This is a genomic window from Chitinophaga sp. G7 BAM 1005 (assembly GCF_057126945.1).
Genome location: NZ_CP181478.1, coordinates 6,317,240 through 6,334,157, shown reverse-complemented (window position 1 = coordinate 6,334,157; position 16,918 = coordinate 6,317,240). Strand labels below are relative to the sequence as shown.

The following is a 16,918-nucleotide window of genomic DNA, read 5'->3' as shown; positions in this document are numbered from 1 at the left end:
AAAACCATATCGATAATGAAAACCGGACTCCTACATTTCTGCGGTGCTATAGGCATCGCCAGTATCTTACTATCGTCGTGTGCCAATACGGACATGGCTAAACCAGATACTAATCAACCAATCGACGACGCGGATGCAGCCAGCGTGAACTATGAAATTTCAGCGATCAACCCAACTGCCACGTTATCACCCGATGCTTCTGGACGCTTATCTGCTCTTACCGGAGATGCAGCTATGGCTAAAGCAGCCTCTGGAGGTTTCGACATCACCTGGGACACTGCCACTGCACGTTTAAGAGAAATCCGCTTCGATGCCAAACGCGGCAAAGATGAAGTGGAATTCAAATTAAAAACAGACAGGCAGATTGACCTGAAACAAGTACCTGCTATAATAGGCGCCATCAAAATTCCTAAAGGAACTTACCAACAGGTAAAAGTGTATGCAAGAGTAGAAGGAGATAAGAAAGATCCTGCAGTAAGACTGAAAGGATTTATCACCTGGGATAGCAAAAAAATTCCCGTTGAAATCCTGCTCTCCGGCAAGATCGAATTGCAGGCTCATGGAAAAGATGTAGTGGTAACCGACACCAAAATTGATTGGAAAGGTTCCCTCAAAATTTCTATGGACCTCATCCTCACCAAACTGCAGATCGGCGACTTTACCGGCTCCTTTACCAATGGTAAGTTACAGATCAGCGTAGACATTAACGGCAACCTCCATAACAAGGTGGTGGATGCACTGGAAAACAGTATGTCAGTGGAACATACCCACGACTAAGTAGCAAAAACTTTTAAAATAACGGATCTGTGGAGAGATACATTTCTCTGCAGATCCGTTATTATTTTTACTATCTTATATTAATCTCCGTATACACCGCAAAATGATCGGAAGCATATCTTCCTTCCCATGTTTCAGAAATGCTGGCATGTTTTAAAACATCGTACTTTCCTTTGAGAAAGATATAGTCAATAGGCTGGTTATCCGTTTCTGCAATATTCCATCCGTTGAAAGTACCGGCAGGACCGAAGTGCGGCGTTTTACTGATTGCCTTGCTATCGGTTAAATGCAACGGATCATTTGGATTCATAACAATCTGAATGGGTTCATCAGATGGCGCCGCGTTGAAGTCGCCGGTAATAATGGCCGCATCTTTTCCCGCAATGTGATGTACCCGTTGCAACAATAGCTTTGCACTTTCCCTGCGTGCAATTTTCCCCATATGATCAAAGTGGGTATTGAAATGATAAAACAGCTTGTTTGTTTGCTTATCCCTGAACTTTCCCCAGGTAACAATACGGGCGCAGGCACCGTCCCATCCGATACGACCAGCTACAGCCGGCGTTTCCGACAGCCAGAAAGTTTCGCTGTTTAACAGCTGCAAACGGGTGGTATCGTAAAATATAGCGGAGAATTCTCCTTTTGTTTTTCCATCGTCCCTGCCCACACCAATCATTTTATATTGGGGCAACCTTTGCTGAAGATCCTGCATCTGGTCGTATAGTGCTTCCTGCACACCCAGCGTATGGGCGCCCAGGAACAGGATTTCGGATGCTACCTTATCTTTGCGGTGTGGCCACGCATTAGCACTGTCGTCCGGATTGTTATACCGTATGTTGAAAGTCATCACCTTCAATGGAACCTGTGCTGCAAGGGCGCTCACAAGCAGGCCGCAAAAAGCTGTCAGCCATAATCTTCTCATACTAATTCAATTTTAGCCTGTAAAAATAGCACGGGAAAGTATAAATCCCAGTGAAGCAGAGACAATTTACCAGTAAGATGTTAAACCAACTATTTTATTTAGTGGGTGTACTGGTTGAGCTGAAGAATTAAATCGGGGTCGGGGCAGTTTTGCAGGTATTTCTCTTTTTCGCTGTAGCGGCACACGCCGGGATAATCGCCACGGAAACCCTGCATATCTTCAATTACCTGGAAATGCAGGTGTGGCGGCCATCCGCCGTTTTCGGCGGGCGTACCGAAATGAGCCAGCGCCTGTCCCGCAGTGATGGGCATATTTTCGTACAACCCCTGGAGGTTGGAAATGCTGAGGTGACCATACAGCGTATGAAAGGTATATCCGTCCAGCTGGTGCTGAAGAACAATGGTGGCGCCGTAATCCCCGAAATGATCATTAAAACGGAAACTATGTACATGCGCATTCATAGGGGAATAAAGCCGGGTGCCGGTTTCTCCCCACACATCGATGCCCAGGTGTAACCGCCGTGGTTCTTCCCCGGCATCAAAATGAGGACTTACTGCATAAATAGTACGATGCTCCGCATAGCCGCCTATACCCAGCCGGCAGCCACTTTGCTCCAGCGTATTGTCGATATACCGGCTAAACCGGTTAATGTCCTGCAGTATGTTTTTGGTGAGGGTAGTGTTATTGGCGGTGAAATCCATTACCAGCAGGGATTCATGATCTCCCAAAAGCGGAATAACCGGCTTAAAGGCGGACTGATATTTCTTTAAAACCTCCTGTAACATATTTTGTAGTGCTTGACTTTCGTCTAAATATAAATATTAATTTGTGTATTAAATAATGCTGGTCCTTTGCAGTTCCCCATCTATATTAATTTGTTTTCCTTACATCTTCCGCTGCACGCTGTAACGGAAACCCTGGGTATGTTTATTGGCTTCCGGTATTTTTTATACCTGCGCAGGCAGCAGGGCGACCGGATAGAAAGCAGTAACCGTCTCTGGGCCATTATAGGCGCCATTTTCGGCGCTTTATTCGGAAGCCGGCTGTTAGGGGCGCTGGAAAACCCGCCGGGCTTGTATCAGGCTAATAACCTGCTGTTTTATATCTATCAGAATAAAACCATCGTGGGAGGGTTGCTGGGAGGGCTGACCGGAGTAGAGCTGATTAAGAAAATAATCGGCGAAAGGCATTCCACCGGCGACCTGTTTGTGTATCCCCTGATATTGGCCATGATCATAGGCCGTACAGGTTGTTTTACGATGGGTATCTATGAAGAAACCTACGGACTACCCACTTCATTGCCCTGGGGCATGGATCTGGGCGATGGCATCCCCCGGCACCCGGTATCTCTCTATGAAATTATTTTTTTAATATTATTATGGCAGATGTTAACCGGCATCAGCCACCGCTACGCCCTGGTAAACGGCGCACGGTTTAAACTTTTCATGATTGCCTATCTGCTGTTCCGTTTCGGCCTGGATTTTATCAAGCCGGGATATCGCTTCTCTTTCGGGCTGGGATCTATACAGCTGGCCTGTTTGGCCGGATTACTCTATTATTCGCCGGTGATTATTTTTCCTTCACGACTAACACAAAAACAATATGCCTGAAAAAAATTATACCTACTACGATTTTACACTCAGTATCTGTAGTACCTGTTTACGCCGTGTAGACGCTAAGGTGATATTTGAAGATGAAAAGGTTTTCATGATCAAGCATTGTCCGCATCATGGAAAAGAAAAGGTGTTAATCGCTACCGATATCGATTACTACAAAAATACCCGCAACTATAACAAACCCTCCGAAGCGCCGCTGAAAACCAATACCAGCACACACTACGGCTGTCCTTACGATTGCGGCCTCTGTAAAGATCATGAGCAACATTCCTGCCTGAGTGTAATTGAAGTAACAGACCGCTGTAATCTTACCTGTCCTACCTGTTACGCAATGTCGTCGCCGCACTACGGCCGGCACCGCACCCTGGAAGAAATAGAACAGATGCTGGATATCATCGTGGAAAACGAAGGACAACCGGATGTGGTGCAACTCAGCGGGGGAGAACCTACTATCCATCCGCAGTTCTTTGAAATACTGGATATCGCCAAAACAAAACCGATCCGCCATCTCATGATCAACACCAACGGTGTGCGTATCGCAAAAGATAAAGAATTCACCGCACGACTGGCCACCTATATGCCGGATTTTGAAGTGTATCTTCAATTCGACAGCTTCAAGCCGGAAGCGCTGGAACGTATGCGTGGAAAGGATCTGACGGATGTAAGAAAACAGGCGCTGGAAAACCTCAATGAAGTAAATCTCAGCACCACATTAGTGGTTACCCTGCAACGCGGTGTGAATGAAGATGAAATGGGCGCCATTATCGACTATGCCCTGAAGCAACCCTGCGTTCGTGGTGTTACCTTTCAACCGGTACAGGTGGCAGGCCGCACCGATGGCTTCGACCCCGCCACGGATCGTATTACGCTTACTGAAGTACGGCAGCGCATCCTGGAGCAATCACCTATCTGGAACGATCACGACATTATTCCCGTTCCCTGCAACCCCGATGCGTTGGCAATGGCTTATGCACTCAAAATAGACGGACAGGTATATCCGCTCACCCGTTACGTAGATCCCGCTGTATTACTAAGTAATTCAAAAAACACCATCGTATATGAACAGGACGAAAGGCTGCACCAGCACATCCTGAAAATATTCAGTACCGGTATCTCTACCGATGCTGCCGTAAACGATATGCAGTCGCTGCTTTGCTGCCTGCCACAGGTACAGGCGCCCGGTCTCGACTATACGAACCTGTTCCGCATCGTGATCATGCGTTTCCTGGATGCCTATGATTTTGATGTACGCGCCATTAAAAAATCATGTGTGCATATTGTGCATAAAGATGGCCGCATCATCCCGTTTGAAACCATGAACCTGTTTTACCGCGACGACAAAGAAGCCTATTTAAAGCAACTCCAGGAAGAACGGACCTTTATTCCTATCATTTAAATGATTGTATATGAATAAATTTTTCAAAGATGTACTCTTGTTTACCCTGATACCGCTGGGCATTTTCCTGGTAATGTGCGTAGCCGGCGATGAAGGTATCCTTGCTGCAGGGTTGATAGCGATGTTCCTGGTAGCAGTCTATTTTGTGATTGGCCTGATTCTGGTCATTCTTAATAAGGAGCATATGGGGAAAGTGTTGTTATTGTCGTCGGGGATTATTTTACTGGTGGGGTTGTCTACCTGTGGGATTATTTTAAGCGGGTTGAGCATACGGTAAATGGTACCAACGCTATTCCTTAAATAATTTAAGAAGGTGAGCGGCATTTAACAGCAATGATTCATGCCGCTCACTCACTTTCGCCGGTACATTTTACTTATATGGCTGTGCCTGCATAAACGCCCTGCACCTTTTCGTCTGTAAGTCCCTGTGGTAAAGGGTTCTGTGATCAAGTCCACGTCACCTCCACGTCACCTCCGGGAAATCTCCATGTATTAAGCATGTGCTAAGCATGTGCAAGGTATAACCTAAGCATATGTAAAGTATAAATGACGCATTTCCTGGTCAGTCTTTAAGCAATGCCTATTATCCCCCGCCAATCTTCCCAAATCACAAAAAAGTAAATCAGTAAAATCAGCGTAATCCTGGGTAAGACAACCTTCGCCCGCGCTATATCACCACATTAATCATCTTTCCTTTTACGATAATCACTTTTTTAGGCGCCTTACCTTCCAGCCATTTCTGCACTACTTCACTGGCCAGCACTTCTTTTTCAATATCAGGAATAGCCGCATCCAGTGAGAAGCCCATTTCAGAGCGGGTTTTACCATTAATCGCTATCGGGTAGTTGAAGGCGCTTTCCTTTGTGTATTGTTCTTCATACACGGGGTAAAGTGCATTCAGTATGCTTTCATTATTGCCTATATATTGCCACAGTTCTTCACACAGGTGAGGCGCATATGGCGTGAGCAGGATCAGTAATGGCTCCAGGATACTGCGTTTATGACAACGCAGGGTAGCGAGTTCATTTACACAGATCATAAACTGGCTTACTGCTGTATTGTAGGAGAAGCTGGAAGTATCGTGATCTATTTTTTGAATGGTTTTATGCAGTATTTTCAGCTCTTCCGGTGTGGCTGGTTGTTCATTTACCAGGATGCCTTTCTGCTCATCGGCAAACAGGCGCCACAGTTTCTTCAGGAAGCGGTGTACGCCTTCAATACCTTTGGTATCCCAGGGTTTGGATTGTTCTACCGGGCCCAGGAACATTTCGTACATGCGGAAAGTATCAGCGCCGTATTTTTCCACCAGGTCGTTTGGATTAACGGTGTTGTACTTGCTTTTACTCATTTTCTCCACTTCTGTTCCGCAAATGTATTGTCCGTCTTCAAGAATGAAAGTGGCACCATGATAATCAGGTTTCCATTTTTTGAAGGCTTCCGTATCTAACGTTACCCCATCAACAAAACTTACATCTACGTGAAGCCTGTCGGTTTGATAATTATCTTTTAGGCTTGCGGAAACAAATTCATTGGTTCCATGAATACGGTATACAAAACGGGATGAGCCCTGAATCATACCCTGGTTAATCAGCGACTTAAACGGTTCATCAAAACCGATATGTCCCAGGTCGTACAGCACTTTGGTCCACATACGGGAGTAAAGCAGGTGTCCTACGGCATGTTCGGTACCGCCTACATATACATCTACCTGGTTCCAGTAGTCGGTGGCTTTGCGGTCAGCAAAGGTTTTATCATTATGCGGGTCCATGTAGCGCAGGAAATACCAGCTGCTGCCGGCGTATCCGGGCATAGTATTGGTTTCGCGTTTTACGCCGGGGGCCACGTTTACCCAATCGGTGATATTGGCCAGGGGGCCTTCGCCTTCTTCCCCGGGTTTATAGTTTTCCACATGCGGCAATTCCAGCGGCAGGTCTTTTTCATCCATTGCGTAAGGAATGCCGTTTTTATAGATGACCGGGAAAGGCTCGCCCCAGTAGCGCTGACGGCTAAAGCCGGCGTCACGCATTTTATAATTGATCTGGCGTTTGCCGATTCCCAGTTCTTCCAGTTTGGTGATCACCACATCCATAGCGGGTTTCATGTCCATGCCATCGAGGAAACCGCTGTTTTGCAGTTTGGCTTCTTTGGTAGGATTGGCTTCCTGCCCGTTGAAGGCATCGCCAATGATGTTGGTGATGGGGATATTGAAATGTTTGGCAAAGCCAAAGTCGCGCTGATCGCCGCAGGGCACCGCCATGATGGCGCCGGTACCGTAGCCGGCCAGCACGTATTCCGCAATCCACACGGGGATTTCGCGGCCATCAAACGGGTTGATGGCGTATGCGCCGGTAAAGCAGCCGGTGATTTGTTTTACATCGGCCATGCGTTCCCGTTCGGAGCGGCTTTGCACGTATTCGAGGTATTTATCAATTTCGGTTTGTTGTTCCGGGGTGGTAATCCGGGATACCAGTTCGTGTTCAGGCGCCACCACCATGAAGTCCACGCCGAAAATGGTATCGGGGCGGGTGGTGTATACTTCCACATGTTCAGTGGAGTTTTTCAGGGCGAACTTAATTTCGGCTCCCTGGCTTTTACCGATCCAGTTGCGCTGCATTTCTTTCATGGCATCGCTGAAGGATACTGTTTCCAGTCCTTCCAGGAGGCGGTTGGCGTATTCGGTGATACGCAGGAACCACTGGCTCATCTTTTTCTTCACTACCGGGTAGCCGCCGCGTTCACTTACGCCGTTCACTACTTCATCGTTGGCGAGTACGGTGCCCAGTGCCGCGCACCAGTTAACTTCGGCGTGCGCCAGGTAGGCGAGGCGGTACTGCATCAGTATGTTGCGCTGTTCCTGCTCGCTATAGCTTTTCCAGTTGGCAGCTGTGAATTGTATGCTCCGGTCGCCGGGGCAGATATGACCGGCATTACCATCTTTCTCAAAAATAGCTACCAGGGAAGCGATGGGTTCCGCTTTCTTTGTGCTGCGGTTATACCAGCTTTCAAAGATCTGCAGGAAGATCCATTGGGTCCATTTGTAATAAGAAGGGTCGCTGGTGGTTACCTGGCGGTCCCAGTCGTAGCAAAAGCCAATATTATCCAGTTGTTCACGGAAGGCTTTGATATTCTGTTCGGTAGTCACCGCAGGATGCTGACCTGTTTCAAGGGCATATTGTTCTGTTGGTAAACCAAACGCATCATACCCCATTGCATGGAGCACATTAAAGCCTTTTAGTCTTTTATAGCGCGAATAGATGTCTGTTGCAATGTATCCCAACGGGTGGCCTACGTGTAAGCCGGCTCCGGAAGGATAGGGGAACATGTCCAGTACATAACATTTGGGCTTTGGACTGTTATTGCTCACACGGTAAGCATGCGATTGCTCCCATTGTTGCTGCCATTTTTTTTCGATTGCCCTGAAATTGTATTCCATATCTGTTGTAGATGAACCTTAATTGTCCGGATATAAACAATACGTCCGGTCATTAAGGCGTTATCAGTTATAATTTAAAAAGTTGTTCTGATGCCTGTTCAGCAAAATAATGTTAAATTCATTAATACTCCAATGTCATTCCCCAACATCTCTATATATTGCTGTTCTATTGTCCGGAAAGGGTGTATTACCTGACCGGGTTGGCAAAATTAAACACATAACTATTAATTTTTATTATTTTCGCCGATAAACTGCAGATTAATGGCGCAATCCGGGAAATCATCAGCAAAGAAGTCGAAACCATCCTACCTGTACTCCATCATTGGTGTGGCGCTGGTATTGTTTTTACTGGGCACATTGGGTCTGGTGGTAATACATGCTAACAAGCTGAGTGTGTATTTTAAGGAAAGCATAGAGATACAGGTCATCCTCCGGGATAACGTGAAAGAAGCACAGGCCACGGCCCTGCGCGATTCTATGGCCCATAAGCCATATATTAAGTCAATTGAATATGTGTCGAAAGATATGGCGGCACAGCGGTTCAAAAAGGATTTCGGGGAGGACTTTATCACCCTCTTGCAATACAACCCGCTGTACAGCAGCATTAACATAAAGGCAAACGCCAATTATGTAAACAATGATAGTTTGAAGATCATTGAAAATAACCTGTCGCAGCAAAGCATCGTAAGGGAAATATCCTATCAGCGTATGCTGGTGAGCAAACTGAACGAAAACGTAAACAGGATAGGATTAATTATCCTGATCATCAGCGGGTTATTATGCCTGGTGGTGATATTCCTGATCGACAATACCATTCGTTTAGCCATGTTCAGCAACCGGTTCCTGATCAAAACCATGCAAATGGTAGGGGCTACCCGCTGGTTTATTGCCAAACCCTTTGACCTGCGCAGTGTTGCCAATGGGGCCATTGCCGCAGTAATTGCTATCGCTGGGCTGATCGGTATCATGTCGGTATCCGATAAATTATTGCCGGAACTGGCAGGATTGCGGGATAACCTGATGATCGCATTCCTCTTTATAGGCATGATCCTTATCGGGATCAGTATTTCCCTGGTGAGCACACACCGCTCCGTGATGAAATACCTGCGCCTGAAACTGGACGATCTGTATTAACTTTAAATCTTTAACGAAGATATAATACCAAACACTATGGCTAAAACAGCTTTAAATAAGGAGGCAGAAAACACATTGGCCGACAGCCGCCCTATTTTTCCAAAAGAAAACTACAAATTTATGCTGGCTGGTATTGTGGTGATTATCCTGGGCTTCCTCTTTATGATGGGAGGAGATTCCAGTGATCCCAACAGCTTCAAACCCGAACAGGTATATAGCTTCCGGAGAATCACCCTGGCGCCCATCGTTATTGTACTGGGCCTGGTGATAGAAGTGTACGCTATTATGCACCGTCCGAAACCGAAGGCGTAATTACTTCTATAAAAGTATTTTAACAGCGATGATCCCTCATCGCTTTTTTTTTAACTTTTAACCATATTAAATTCGATGAATGTTTTTCAGGCTATCATTATTGCCATCGTGGAAGGATTAACGGAATTTTTGCCGGTTTCCTCTACCGGGCATATGATCATTGTGAGCGCGCTGCTGGGTATTGGTAAAGATGAATTTACCAAGTTATTTGAAGTAGTGATCCAGCTGGGAGCGATCTTGGCAGTAGTGGTATTTTATTGGAGAAAATTCCTGGTATTTGATAAAAACCGGCTTAACTTTTACCTGAAACTGGCGGTGGCCGTGATCCCGGCGCTGATCCTCGGTTTCCTCTTCAGCAAAAAGATCGACGCCATGCTGGAAAGCCCGCTAACAGTAGGTATCACGCTGCTGGTAGGTGGTATCGTCCTCTTGTTTGTAGACAACTGGTTTAAAGAACCCACCATTCTCACAGAAGAAAAAATAGACATTTTTACCGCTTTACGTATAGGTTTTTACCAGTGCCTGGCGCTTATTCCGGGTACCAGCCGCAGTGCTGCCTCCATTATCGGTGGTATGCAGCAGAAGCTGTCCCGCAGTGTATCTGCCGAATTCTCCTTTTTCCTGGCAGTACCTACAATGGCAGCTGCCACCGGCTACAAACTGCTGAAAGGGAAGGAGCTGCTGACCGCGCATCCGGAAAACCTGAAGCTCCTGCTGATCGGTAATATTGTGGCCTTCGTGGTGGCTTTGGGCGCCATCAAATTCTTTATCGGCGCGGTGAAGAAGTATGGATTTAAAATGTGGGGATACTATCGCATTGTGGTAGGTATTATCATCATAGCGGCTATACTAATGGGCTACCAGCTCGAAGTGTAAACCGCCTTCGGCGGTTGTAAATTGTCTTGGAGCAGGATTACGCTGATTATACTGATTTTTTTGATTTTGATTTTTTTGATTTATAAAGGATTAAGGGAGATATAAGCGGATCTATTCGCTTTTATCTCCCTTAATCATTATAGAAATCCCAAAAAATCCCAAAAAATCAAATCAAAAAAATCAGTATAATCAGCGTAATCCTGCTCCAAGACAATTTACATCGCCGAAGGCGATCCATTAGCCTTTCACCGCCAGCAACAATTCCAGGTCGGTGTATTTCAGCTTGAACTTCTCGCTCAGGTGGTAGTTGGTTAATGCGCCTTTATAAAGATAGATGCCATTACGTACGCCCCGTTTAATCCAAACGAGGTTTTCAAACCCGCCGTCGTCGGCTGCTTCCACGAGTAAAGGCATCAGCACATTACTGATGGCTTCAGAGGCCGTACGGGCAAAGCCGGATGGAATGTTGGGGACGCAATAATGTACCACATCGTACTTTTTAAACACCGGGTTTTCGTGTGTGGTGATTTCCGAGGTTTCAAAACAGCCGCCCCGGTCAATGCTCACGTCCACAATCACGGAACCCGCTTTCATGTTGCTCACCATCGACTCGCTGACAACAATCGGTGTCCGCCCGCTTTGTGACGACAATGCGCCTACTGCTACATCGGCATTGCGGAGCTGCTCTGCCAGCACTTTGGGCTGGATAACGGACGTGAATACACGCACCCCGATATTGTTCTGCAGCCTTTTCAGCTTATAAATGTTATTATCAAATACTTTTACGGAAGATCCCAATGCAAGTGCAGTACGGGCTGCAAACTCACCCACGATACCAGCGCCTATGATCACTACTTTCGTAGGCGGAATGCCGGTAATTCCTCCCAGGAGAATCCCTTTCCCTTTGTTATCATTGCTCAGGTATTGCCCGGCAATCAGCATACAGGCGCCGCCCGCAATTTCGCTCATGGCTCTTACAATAGGGTAGGTGCCCGCATCATCTTTCAGGTTTTCAAAAGATAACAGTGTGATACGCTTATCCATCATTTTTTCTACCTGTGGCGCCTTCAGGGCAGCCAGGTGGATGGGAGAAATAACGATCTGGTGCGGGTGCAGCAGCTCTATCTCCTCATCGTTCAGCGGTGCGGATTTTACAATGATCTCTGCTTTAAAGACTTCCTTTTTGTCGTATACAATTTCCGCCCCGGCTTCTGAATAGTCGGTATCATAATAATGCGACCCGTCGCCGGCTTTATGTTCTACTACTATATGATGTCCGTGTGCCGCTAGAATGCTGACTGCATCGGGCGTAAGGGCAATCCGGTTTTCCTGGAAAGATGTTTCTTTCGGGATACCTATAAACAAACGGGAATTTTTCTGCGGAATATCCAACGTTTCTTCCAGTGGTGAATAGGTAAACCCAGCACTTACTACAGGTTTTTGCCTCTGCTCCATATGCGTGTTCAGTTTTTTTAAATCGAAGTATTCAAAGATACATCATTTGAGAGATGAAGCGGTTTCGCGCAGGACCCTTTTTTGATCCGGCTGTACCTCCAGCTGGAGGTGAATGGTACCCGGCGGCAGCATATGCGCTACTATTTCCGGCCACTCCACAAAACAAATGGCGTCCTGGTAAAGGGTGTCTTCCACGCCGGCGCTGATGGCGTCGTCTTCATCCCGGAGCCGGTACAGGTCCAGGTGGAAAATGCGGCGGGGCGCCCCCTGTGCGTTGGTGTAAGCATATTCATTAATAATCGAAAACGTGGGGCTGGCAGTAGCGTCCTGTACTCCTTTGGCGGCGCACAAAGCCTTTACCAGGGTGGTTTTTCCTGCCCCCATCGGGCCTTCAAGGGTGAAAACCTGTTTATCGGCGAAATAATCCCAAAACTCCCGGGCGGTTTCCGGCAGTTGATCCAGCGTAAATGTCCATTGCATCCCCAAAAATAAGGAGAAAGCGGAAAGCAAAAGCGATTGTCACCAGATTTTGCAAAAGTTGCAGCAGTGCGTCAAAAACCGGGTAAAGCCCTTGTCCGGCCTGTTTCCGGGTACTGTTATGGTACTTCTGCCGCTTCGTTGCATTAATATTTTACCTGTATATTTCATCCGCTGCTAACTTTGTATGAAGGAGGAAAGATGTCAGATGACAGCCATTAATTGCAAGGTGGAAGGAATGCATTGCACCAGTTGTGCACTCGGCGTTTCCAAATACCTGGAGAAAAAAGGAATGCAGGACGTTAACGTCAGCTTTGCCACAGAAGAAGTGAGTTTCACCGCACCGGAAGGCGCCAACTCAACGGAAGTACTCAACGGTATTACCCAGATGGGATATCGTGTGGTAATGCCGGAAGATAAACCCGCAGAGAAGAAAATATATACCACCCTTACATTCAAATTTATTTTTTGTCTCATATTTACGCTGCCGCTGCTGCTGCATATGTGGGTTAGCTGGGCCTGGTTACACCATCCCTGGGTACAGTTCTGGCTTACCCTGCCGGTATACCTCGTGGGAATGTGGCATTTCGGTCGCAGCGCGGTACGCTCTATCATCAACCGCATGGCCAATATGGACGTGCTGGTATCGCTGGGCGCCTCCGCAGCCTTTGTATACAGTTTTGTAGGAACCGTAGTATACGGCAACCCGGATTATATGTTCTACGAAACCACGGCAGCTATTATCACCCTGGTATTCCTGGGAAATATGCTGGAGGAAAGGTCCGTAAAACAAACTACTTCCGCTATCGCAGAACTGGCCCATTTACAAATCACCACTGCCAGGCTCATTAACACGGACCACGGTCACGAACACATTCACGAAGTGGACAACCGCACCCTGCGCACCGGCGACTGTGTACTGGTAAACACCGGTGATAAAATACCAATGGACGGTACCATCTACTGGGGCAGCGGCCATGCCAACGAATCCATGATCACCGGCGAAAGCGCCCCTGTCAGCAAAAAAGAAAAGGACAAAGTAATCGGCGGTACCATACTGGAAGACGGCAGCATCAAAGTATATATCACTGCCACCGGTAAAGATACCGTGCTGTCCTACATCATAGAACTGGTAAAACAGGCGCAGTCCGATAAGCCACCCATGCAGAAACTGGCCGACCGTATCAGCGCCATATTTGTGCCACTGGTACTCGGCATTGCCCTGGTTACCTTCCTCGGATGGTATTTTATCGGCCATACCACATTGGCCACTGCCATGATGCGTAGTGTAGCCGTATTGGTTATTTCCTGCCCCTGTGCAATGGGACTGGCCACACCGGCCGCTGTGATGGTAGGACTGGGCCGCGCCGCGCGCAACAGTATCCTGATCAAAGGAGGTCATACGCTGGAAATGTTTAAAGATATCCGGCAGGTAGTATTTGATAAGACAGGTACCCTCACTACCGGGAAATTACAACTGGGCGAATACCGCTTTTTTGATATGCCGGAAGAAGATTTTAAACAGGTAGTTTACAGTCTCGAAAAATATTCTTCCCATCCTATTGCCCGCTCTATTGCCACACTCTGGAAATCTGCCGGAGAAGTGCCGCTGCAGCAGGTACGCGAACATAAAGGTCTTGGTATGCGCGCCAGCGATAAAGCAGGCAACCAGTGGCAGTTAGGTTCTTACCGTATGGCAGATGGTGTTACGGAAGATGACAGCCATAACCTGTATCTCTTAAAGAACGGGCTGCTGGCTGGCTGGATTGATTTTACAGATGAGATACGGCCCGAAGCCGCCCAGGTGATTATACAACTGCAGCAATCCGGTATCAAATCCATTTTACTGAGTGGCGACACTATCCGCAAGTGCCGGGAACTGGCCGCCAAACTGGGTATTACTGAAGTATATGCGGAACAATCGCCCGAACAAAAACTACAGAAGATAGACGCCCTTATGAAAACCGCACCTACCGCTATGGTGGGAGATGGTATCAATGATGCGCCTGCATTGGCTAAAGCTACCATCGGGATCTCCCTCAGCGACGCCACCCAGGTGGCTATGCAAAGCGCCAACGTTGTATTGCTCAATAACAACCTCGGCTCGTTGCCGCTGGCGCTGGGACTGGGAAAACATACCTATCTCACCATCAAACAAAACCTTTTCTGGGCATTTATTTATAACGTAGTGGCGATACCGGTAGCCGCCCTCGGGTTCCTGAATCCCATTGTGGGCGCCGGTGTGATGGGCCTCTCCGATGTAGTGCTGGCAGTGAATTCCATCCGGTTGCGGTATAAAAATGTGATCTAAGCGTATTTTGTCTTACTCAGGATTACGCTGATTTTATTGATTTAGGGATTTGACTTTTTGGATTTTAAATGATTTAGGGAGATATAGGTGAATATACCCGCTTATATCTCCCAAAATCATTTAAAAAAATATAATCAGTTAAATCAGCGTAATCCTGAGTAAGACAACATCCGCTCTAATCGCGTATCTTCGCAGTAACCATTAAATTTCTATTTGAGTACGCCCGTAGCCATATTACAGCAATACTGGGGATACGAACAGTTTCGCCCGTTACAGGAAGATATCGTGAATGCTGTACTGGAAGGACAGGATACACTGGCCCTGCTGCCCACAGGTGGCGGCAAGTCCATTTGTTTCCAGGTACCGGCCATGATGAAGCCAGGGCTATGCCTGGTGATTACCCCGCTCATTGCATTGATGAAAGACCAGGTGGCTAACCTCAAAAAAAGAGGGATCACCGCTTATGCTATCTATTCCGGTATGCACTACCAGGAAGTGGAAAGAGTCCTGGAAGCCGCCCGCCGCGGTGGATGCAAGTTTTTATATGTATCTCCCGAAAGATTACAAAGCAAACTTTTTCAAACCTATTGTGATGGCCTCCCGGTAAACCTGCTGGCTGTTGATGAGGCGCATTGTATCTCCCAGTGGGGATACGATTTCCGCCCTGCATACCTGCAGATCGCAGATATCCGCAGCTTCTTTCCGGAAGCGTCAGTACTGGCGCTCACGGCTTCGGCCACGCCACGGGTACAAACGGATATCTGTGAAAAACTGCTGATGAAGGATGCCAAAGTTTTTACCAAAAGCTTTGCCCGCTCCAACCTTTCTTACAGCGTACTGGAAGAATCCACTAAAATTGATAAGGTAAAACATATACTGGACCGCGTACCCGGCTGCGGCATCGTTTATTGCCGTAACCGTAAACGTACCAAAGAAATTGCTTCCCTGCTGGAATTACAGGGTATCCCCGCCAGTTATTACCATGCCGGTTTACCACAGGCGGAAAGGGCCGCCCGGCAGGAAGCCTGGATCAATAATGAAACACGCATCATGGTTTGTACCAATGCCTTTGGCATGGGGATCGATAAACCGGATGTACGCATAGTAGTACACTACGATATGCCCGACGGCCTGGAAGCCTACTACCAGGAGGCTGGCCGCGCCGGCAGGGACGAGCAAAAAGCATATGCCGTGTTGCTCTATAATGAGGAGGAACTAACGGATATGCACGAACGAATTGCGTTGCAGTTCCCAACACTGGAGCAGATCCGTGAAGTATACCAGGGCATCGTTAACTACCTCCAGGTGCCGGTGGGCAGCGCGGAAGGCATGTATTTCGATTTTGATATCAACGATTTTGCCCGCACCTTTCAGTTGAACCTCACCATTGCCTATAGCGCCGTACGCCTGCTGGAACAGGAAGGCGTGCTACAGCTCAGCGAAAGCGTATTCCTCCCTTCCCGGGCGGAATTTGTTACCAATAAAGAATCCCTGTACGAGTTTGAAAACGCGTACCCGGCATTGGAAGAAATTATCAAAACATTACTGCGTACCTACGAAGGGATCTTCGATAACGCCGTACCAATTTATGAACGGCAGATAGGCCGCATCATGCTGATGGAAGATGATGACATTGCTGCACAGCTGCACCAGCTGCACCAATACGGTATCCTGCGCTATCAGCCACGCCGCGATGAACCCCAGCTATGCTTCCTGCAGGAGCGGGTGTCCGCGCAAAACCTGCGCATCAATATGGCCAGGGTGGAAGTGCGTAAAAAGGTTTATGCCGACAGGCTCGCCGCCATGTTTGCGTATGTGCGTAACCGTGATATATGCCGTACGCAGCAACTGGTGGCCTATTTCGGGGAGAAAGACTCCACACCATGCGGTGTATGCGATATTTGTTTGAAAAAGAAATCACAGCCAATGGATGCGGCAGGGTTTAAGCGTATATCCGACTACGTTATTACCATGCTGAAAGAAGAACCGCTGCTGTTCAATATGCTGCAAAGCAAACTGCCCGATGTAAAAAGAAGCGACCTGATGGAAGTGCTGCAGTTCCTGAATGAGGAAGGCATCGTTGCGCGGGATGAGGCCGGAAGGCTTTCCTGCACGCGCTGAAAACGTATTTTGTCTTACTCAGGATTACGCTGATTATACTGATTTGCCTGATTTTACTTTTGGGATTTTATAAGGATTTTAAATGATT

At 47.4% G+C, this 16,918-nt stretch carries 14 protein-coding genes; 9 read left to right on the top strand and 5 right to left on the bottom strand.

Annotated elements, in window-relative coordinates; translation table 11 throughout:
* Positions 1-15 precede the first annotated feature (15 nt).
* Entirely contained in the window at positions 16-777 is a 762-nt protein-coding gene (locus ACMXI2_RS25480; RefSeq protein WP_483778755.1) for a hypothetical protein, read from the top strand.
* 70 nt (positions 778-847) lie between these two features.
* Here the strand turns inward: ACMXI2_RS25480 and ACMXI2_RS25475 are convergent, their stop codons facing one another.
* Together ACMXI2_RS25475 and ACMXI2_RS25470 are read right to left on the bottom strand one after the other, a co-directional pair.
* Positions 848-1,699 (bottom strand): endonuclease/exonuclease/phosphatase family protein, encoded by an 852-nt coding sequence (locus ACMXI2_RS25475; RefSeq protein ID WP_483778754.1) that lies wholly within the window; start codon positions 1,697-1,699, stop codon positions 848-850.
* Positions 1,700-1,797: 98 nt separating this feature from the next.
* Entirely contained in the window at positions 1,798-2,484 is a 687-nt protein-coding gene (locus ACMXI2_RS25470) for a peptidoglycan DD-metalloendopeptidase family protein (protein WP_483778753.1), read from the bottom strand.
* Between the two features lie 66 nt (positions 2,485-2,550).
* Here ACMXI2_RS25470 and ACMXI2_RS25465 point away from each other — a divergent pair, with 66 nt between their 5' ends.
* From ACMXI2_RS25465 to ACMXI2_RS25455, 3 genes are read left to right on the top strand one after another with little or no spacing between them, the layout of a single operon-like run.
* On the top strand, positions 2,551-3,309 hold the full coding sequence (locus ACMXI2_RS25465) for a prolipoprotein diacylglyceryl transferase (RefSeq protein ID WP_483778752.1): 759 nt from the start codon (positions 2,551-2,553) through the stop codon (positions 3,307-3,309).
* Complete coding sequence (locus tag ACMXI2_RS25460) at positions 3,302-4,711, top strand: radical SAM protein (RefSeq protein WP_483778751.1); 1,410 nt, start codon at positions 3,302-3,304, stop codon at positions 4,709-4,711. Before ACMXI2_RS25465 ends, ACMXI2_RS25460 begins: the two co-directional genes overlap by 8 nt.
* A gap of 10 nt (positions 4,712-4,721) precedes the next feature.
* On the top strand, positions 4,722-4,988 hold the full coding sequence (locus ACMXI2_RS25455) for a hypothetical protein (protein ID WP_483778750.1): 267 nt from the start codon (positions 4,722-4,724) through the stop codon (positions 4,986-4,988).
* Between the two features lie 390 nt (positions 4,989-5,378).
* On the opposite strand, the gene leuS is transcribed toward ACMXI2_RS25455, so the two are convergent.
* Positions 5,379-8,144, bottom strand: coding sequence for a leucine--tRNA ligase (gene leuS / locus ACMXI2_RS25450; protein ID WP_483778749.1), 2,766 nt, complete (start codon positions 8,142-8,144; stop codon positions 5,379-5,381).
* A gap of 261 nt (positions 8,145-8,405) precedes the next feature.
* On the opposite strand from leuS, the gene ACMXI2_RS25445 reads away from it, so the two are divergent.
* The 3 genes from ACMXI2_RS25445 to ACMXI2_RS25435 all read left to right on the top strand — a co-directional run bounded on the left by ACMXI2_RS25445 (position 8,406) and on the right by ACMXI2_RS25435 (position 10,466).
* Positions 8,406-9,278: a cell division protein FtsX gene (locus ACMXI2_RS25445; protein WP_483778748.1), complete on the top strand. Its 873-nt coding sequence runs from the start codon at positions 8,406-8,408 to the stop codon at positions 9,276-9,278.
* A 36-nt stretch (positions 9,279-9,314) separates the two neighbouring features.
* The gene (locus tag ACMXI2_RS25440; RefSeq protein WP_079473553.1) at positions 9,315-9,590 is read left to right on the top strand and encodes a DUF3098 domain-containing protein; all 276 of its coding nucleotides are present in this window, start codon (positions 9,315-9,317) and stop codon (positions 9,588-9,590) included.
* A gap of 75 nt (positions 9,591-9,665) precedes the next feature.
* Positions 9,666-10,466, top strand: a complete 801-nt coding sequence (locus ACMXI2_RS25435; protein WP_483778747.1) for an undecaprenyl-diphosphate phosphatase — start codon at positions 9,666-9,668, stop codon at positions 10,464-10,466.
* A gap of 237 nt (positions 10,467-10,703) precedes the next feature.
* Here the strand turns inward: ACMXI2_RS25435 and ACMXI2_RS25430 are convergent, their stop codons facing one another.
* Both ACMXI2_RS25430 and tsaE read right to left on the bottom strand, forming a co-directional pair.
* Positions 10,704-11,921 (bottom strand): alanine dehydrogenase, encoded by a 1,218-nt coding sequence (locus tag ACMXI2_RS25430; RefSeq protein ID WP_079473555.1) that lies wholly within the window; start codon positions 11,919-11,921, stop codon positions 10,704-10,706.
* A 42-nt stretch (positions 11,922-11,963) separates the two neighbouring features.
* Complete coding sequence (gene tsaE / locus ACMXI2_RS25425; RefSeq protein ID WP_483778746.1) at positions 11,964-12,401, bottom strand: tRNA (adenosine(37)-N6)-threonylcarbamoyltransferase complex ATPase subunit type 1 TsaE; 438 nt, start codon at positions 12,399-12,401, stop codon at positions 11,964-11,966.
* Between the two features lie 205 nt (positions 12,402-12,606).
* Here tsaE and ACMXI2_RS25420 point away from each other — a divergent pair, with 205 nt between their 5' ends.
* A complete protein-coding gene (locus tag ACMXI2_RS25420) occupies positions 12,607-14,709 on the top strand; it encodes a heavy metal translocating P-type ATPase (RefSeq protein ID WP_483778745.1) in 2,103 nt (700 codons plus the stop codon).
* 213 nt (positions 14,710-14,922) lie between these two features.
* Positions 14,923-16,830 carry a RecQ family ATP-dependent DNA helicase gene (locus ACMXI2_RS25415; protein WP_483778744.1) on the top strand — a complete coding sequence of 636 codons (1,908 nt, stop codon included), beginning with the start codon at positions 14,923-14,925 and terminating at the stop codon, positions 16,828-16,830.
* The last annotated feature ends 88 nt before the right edge of the window (positions 16,831-16,918 follow it).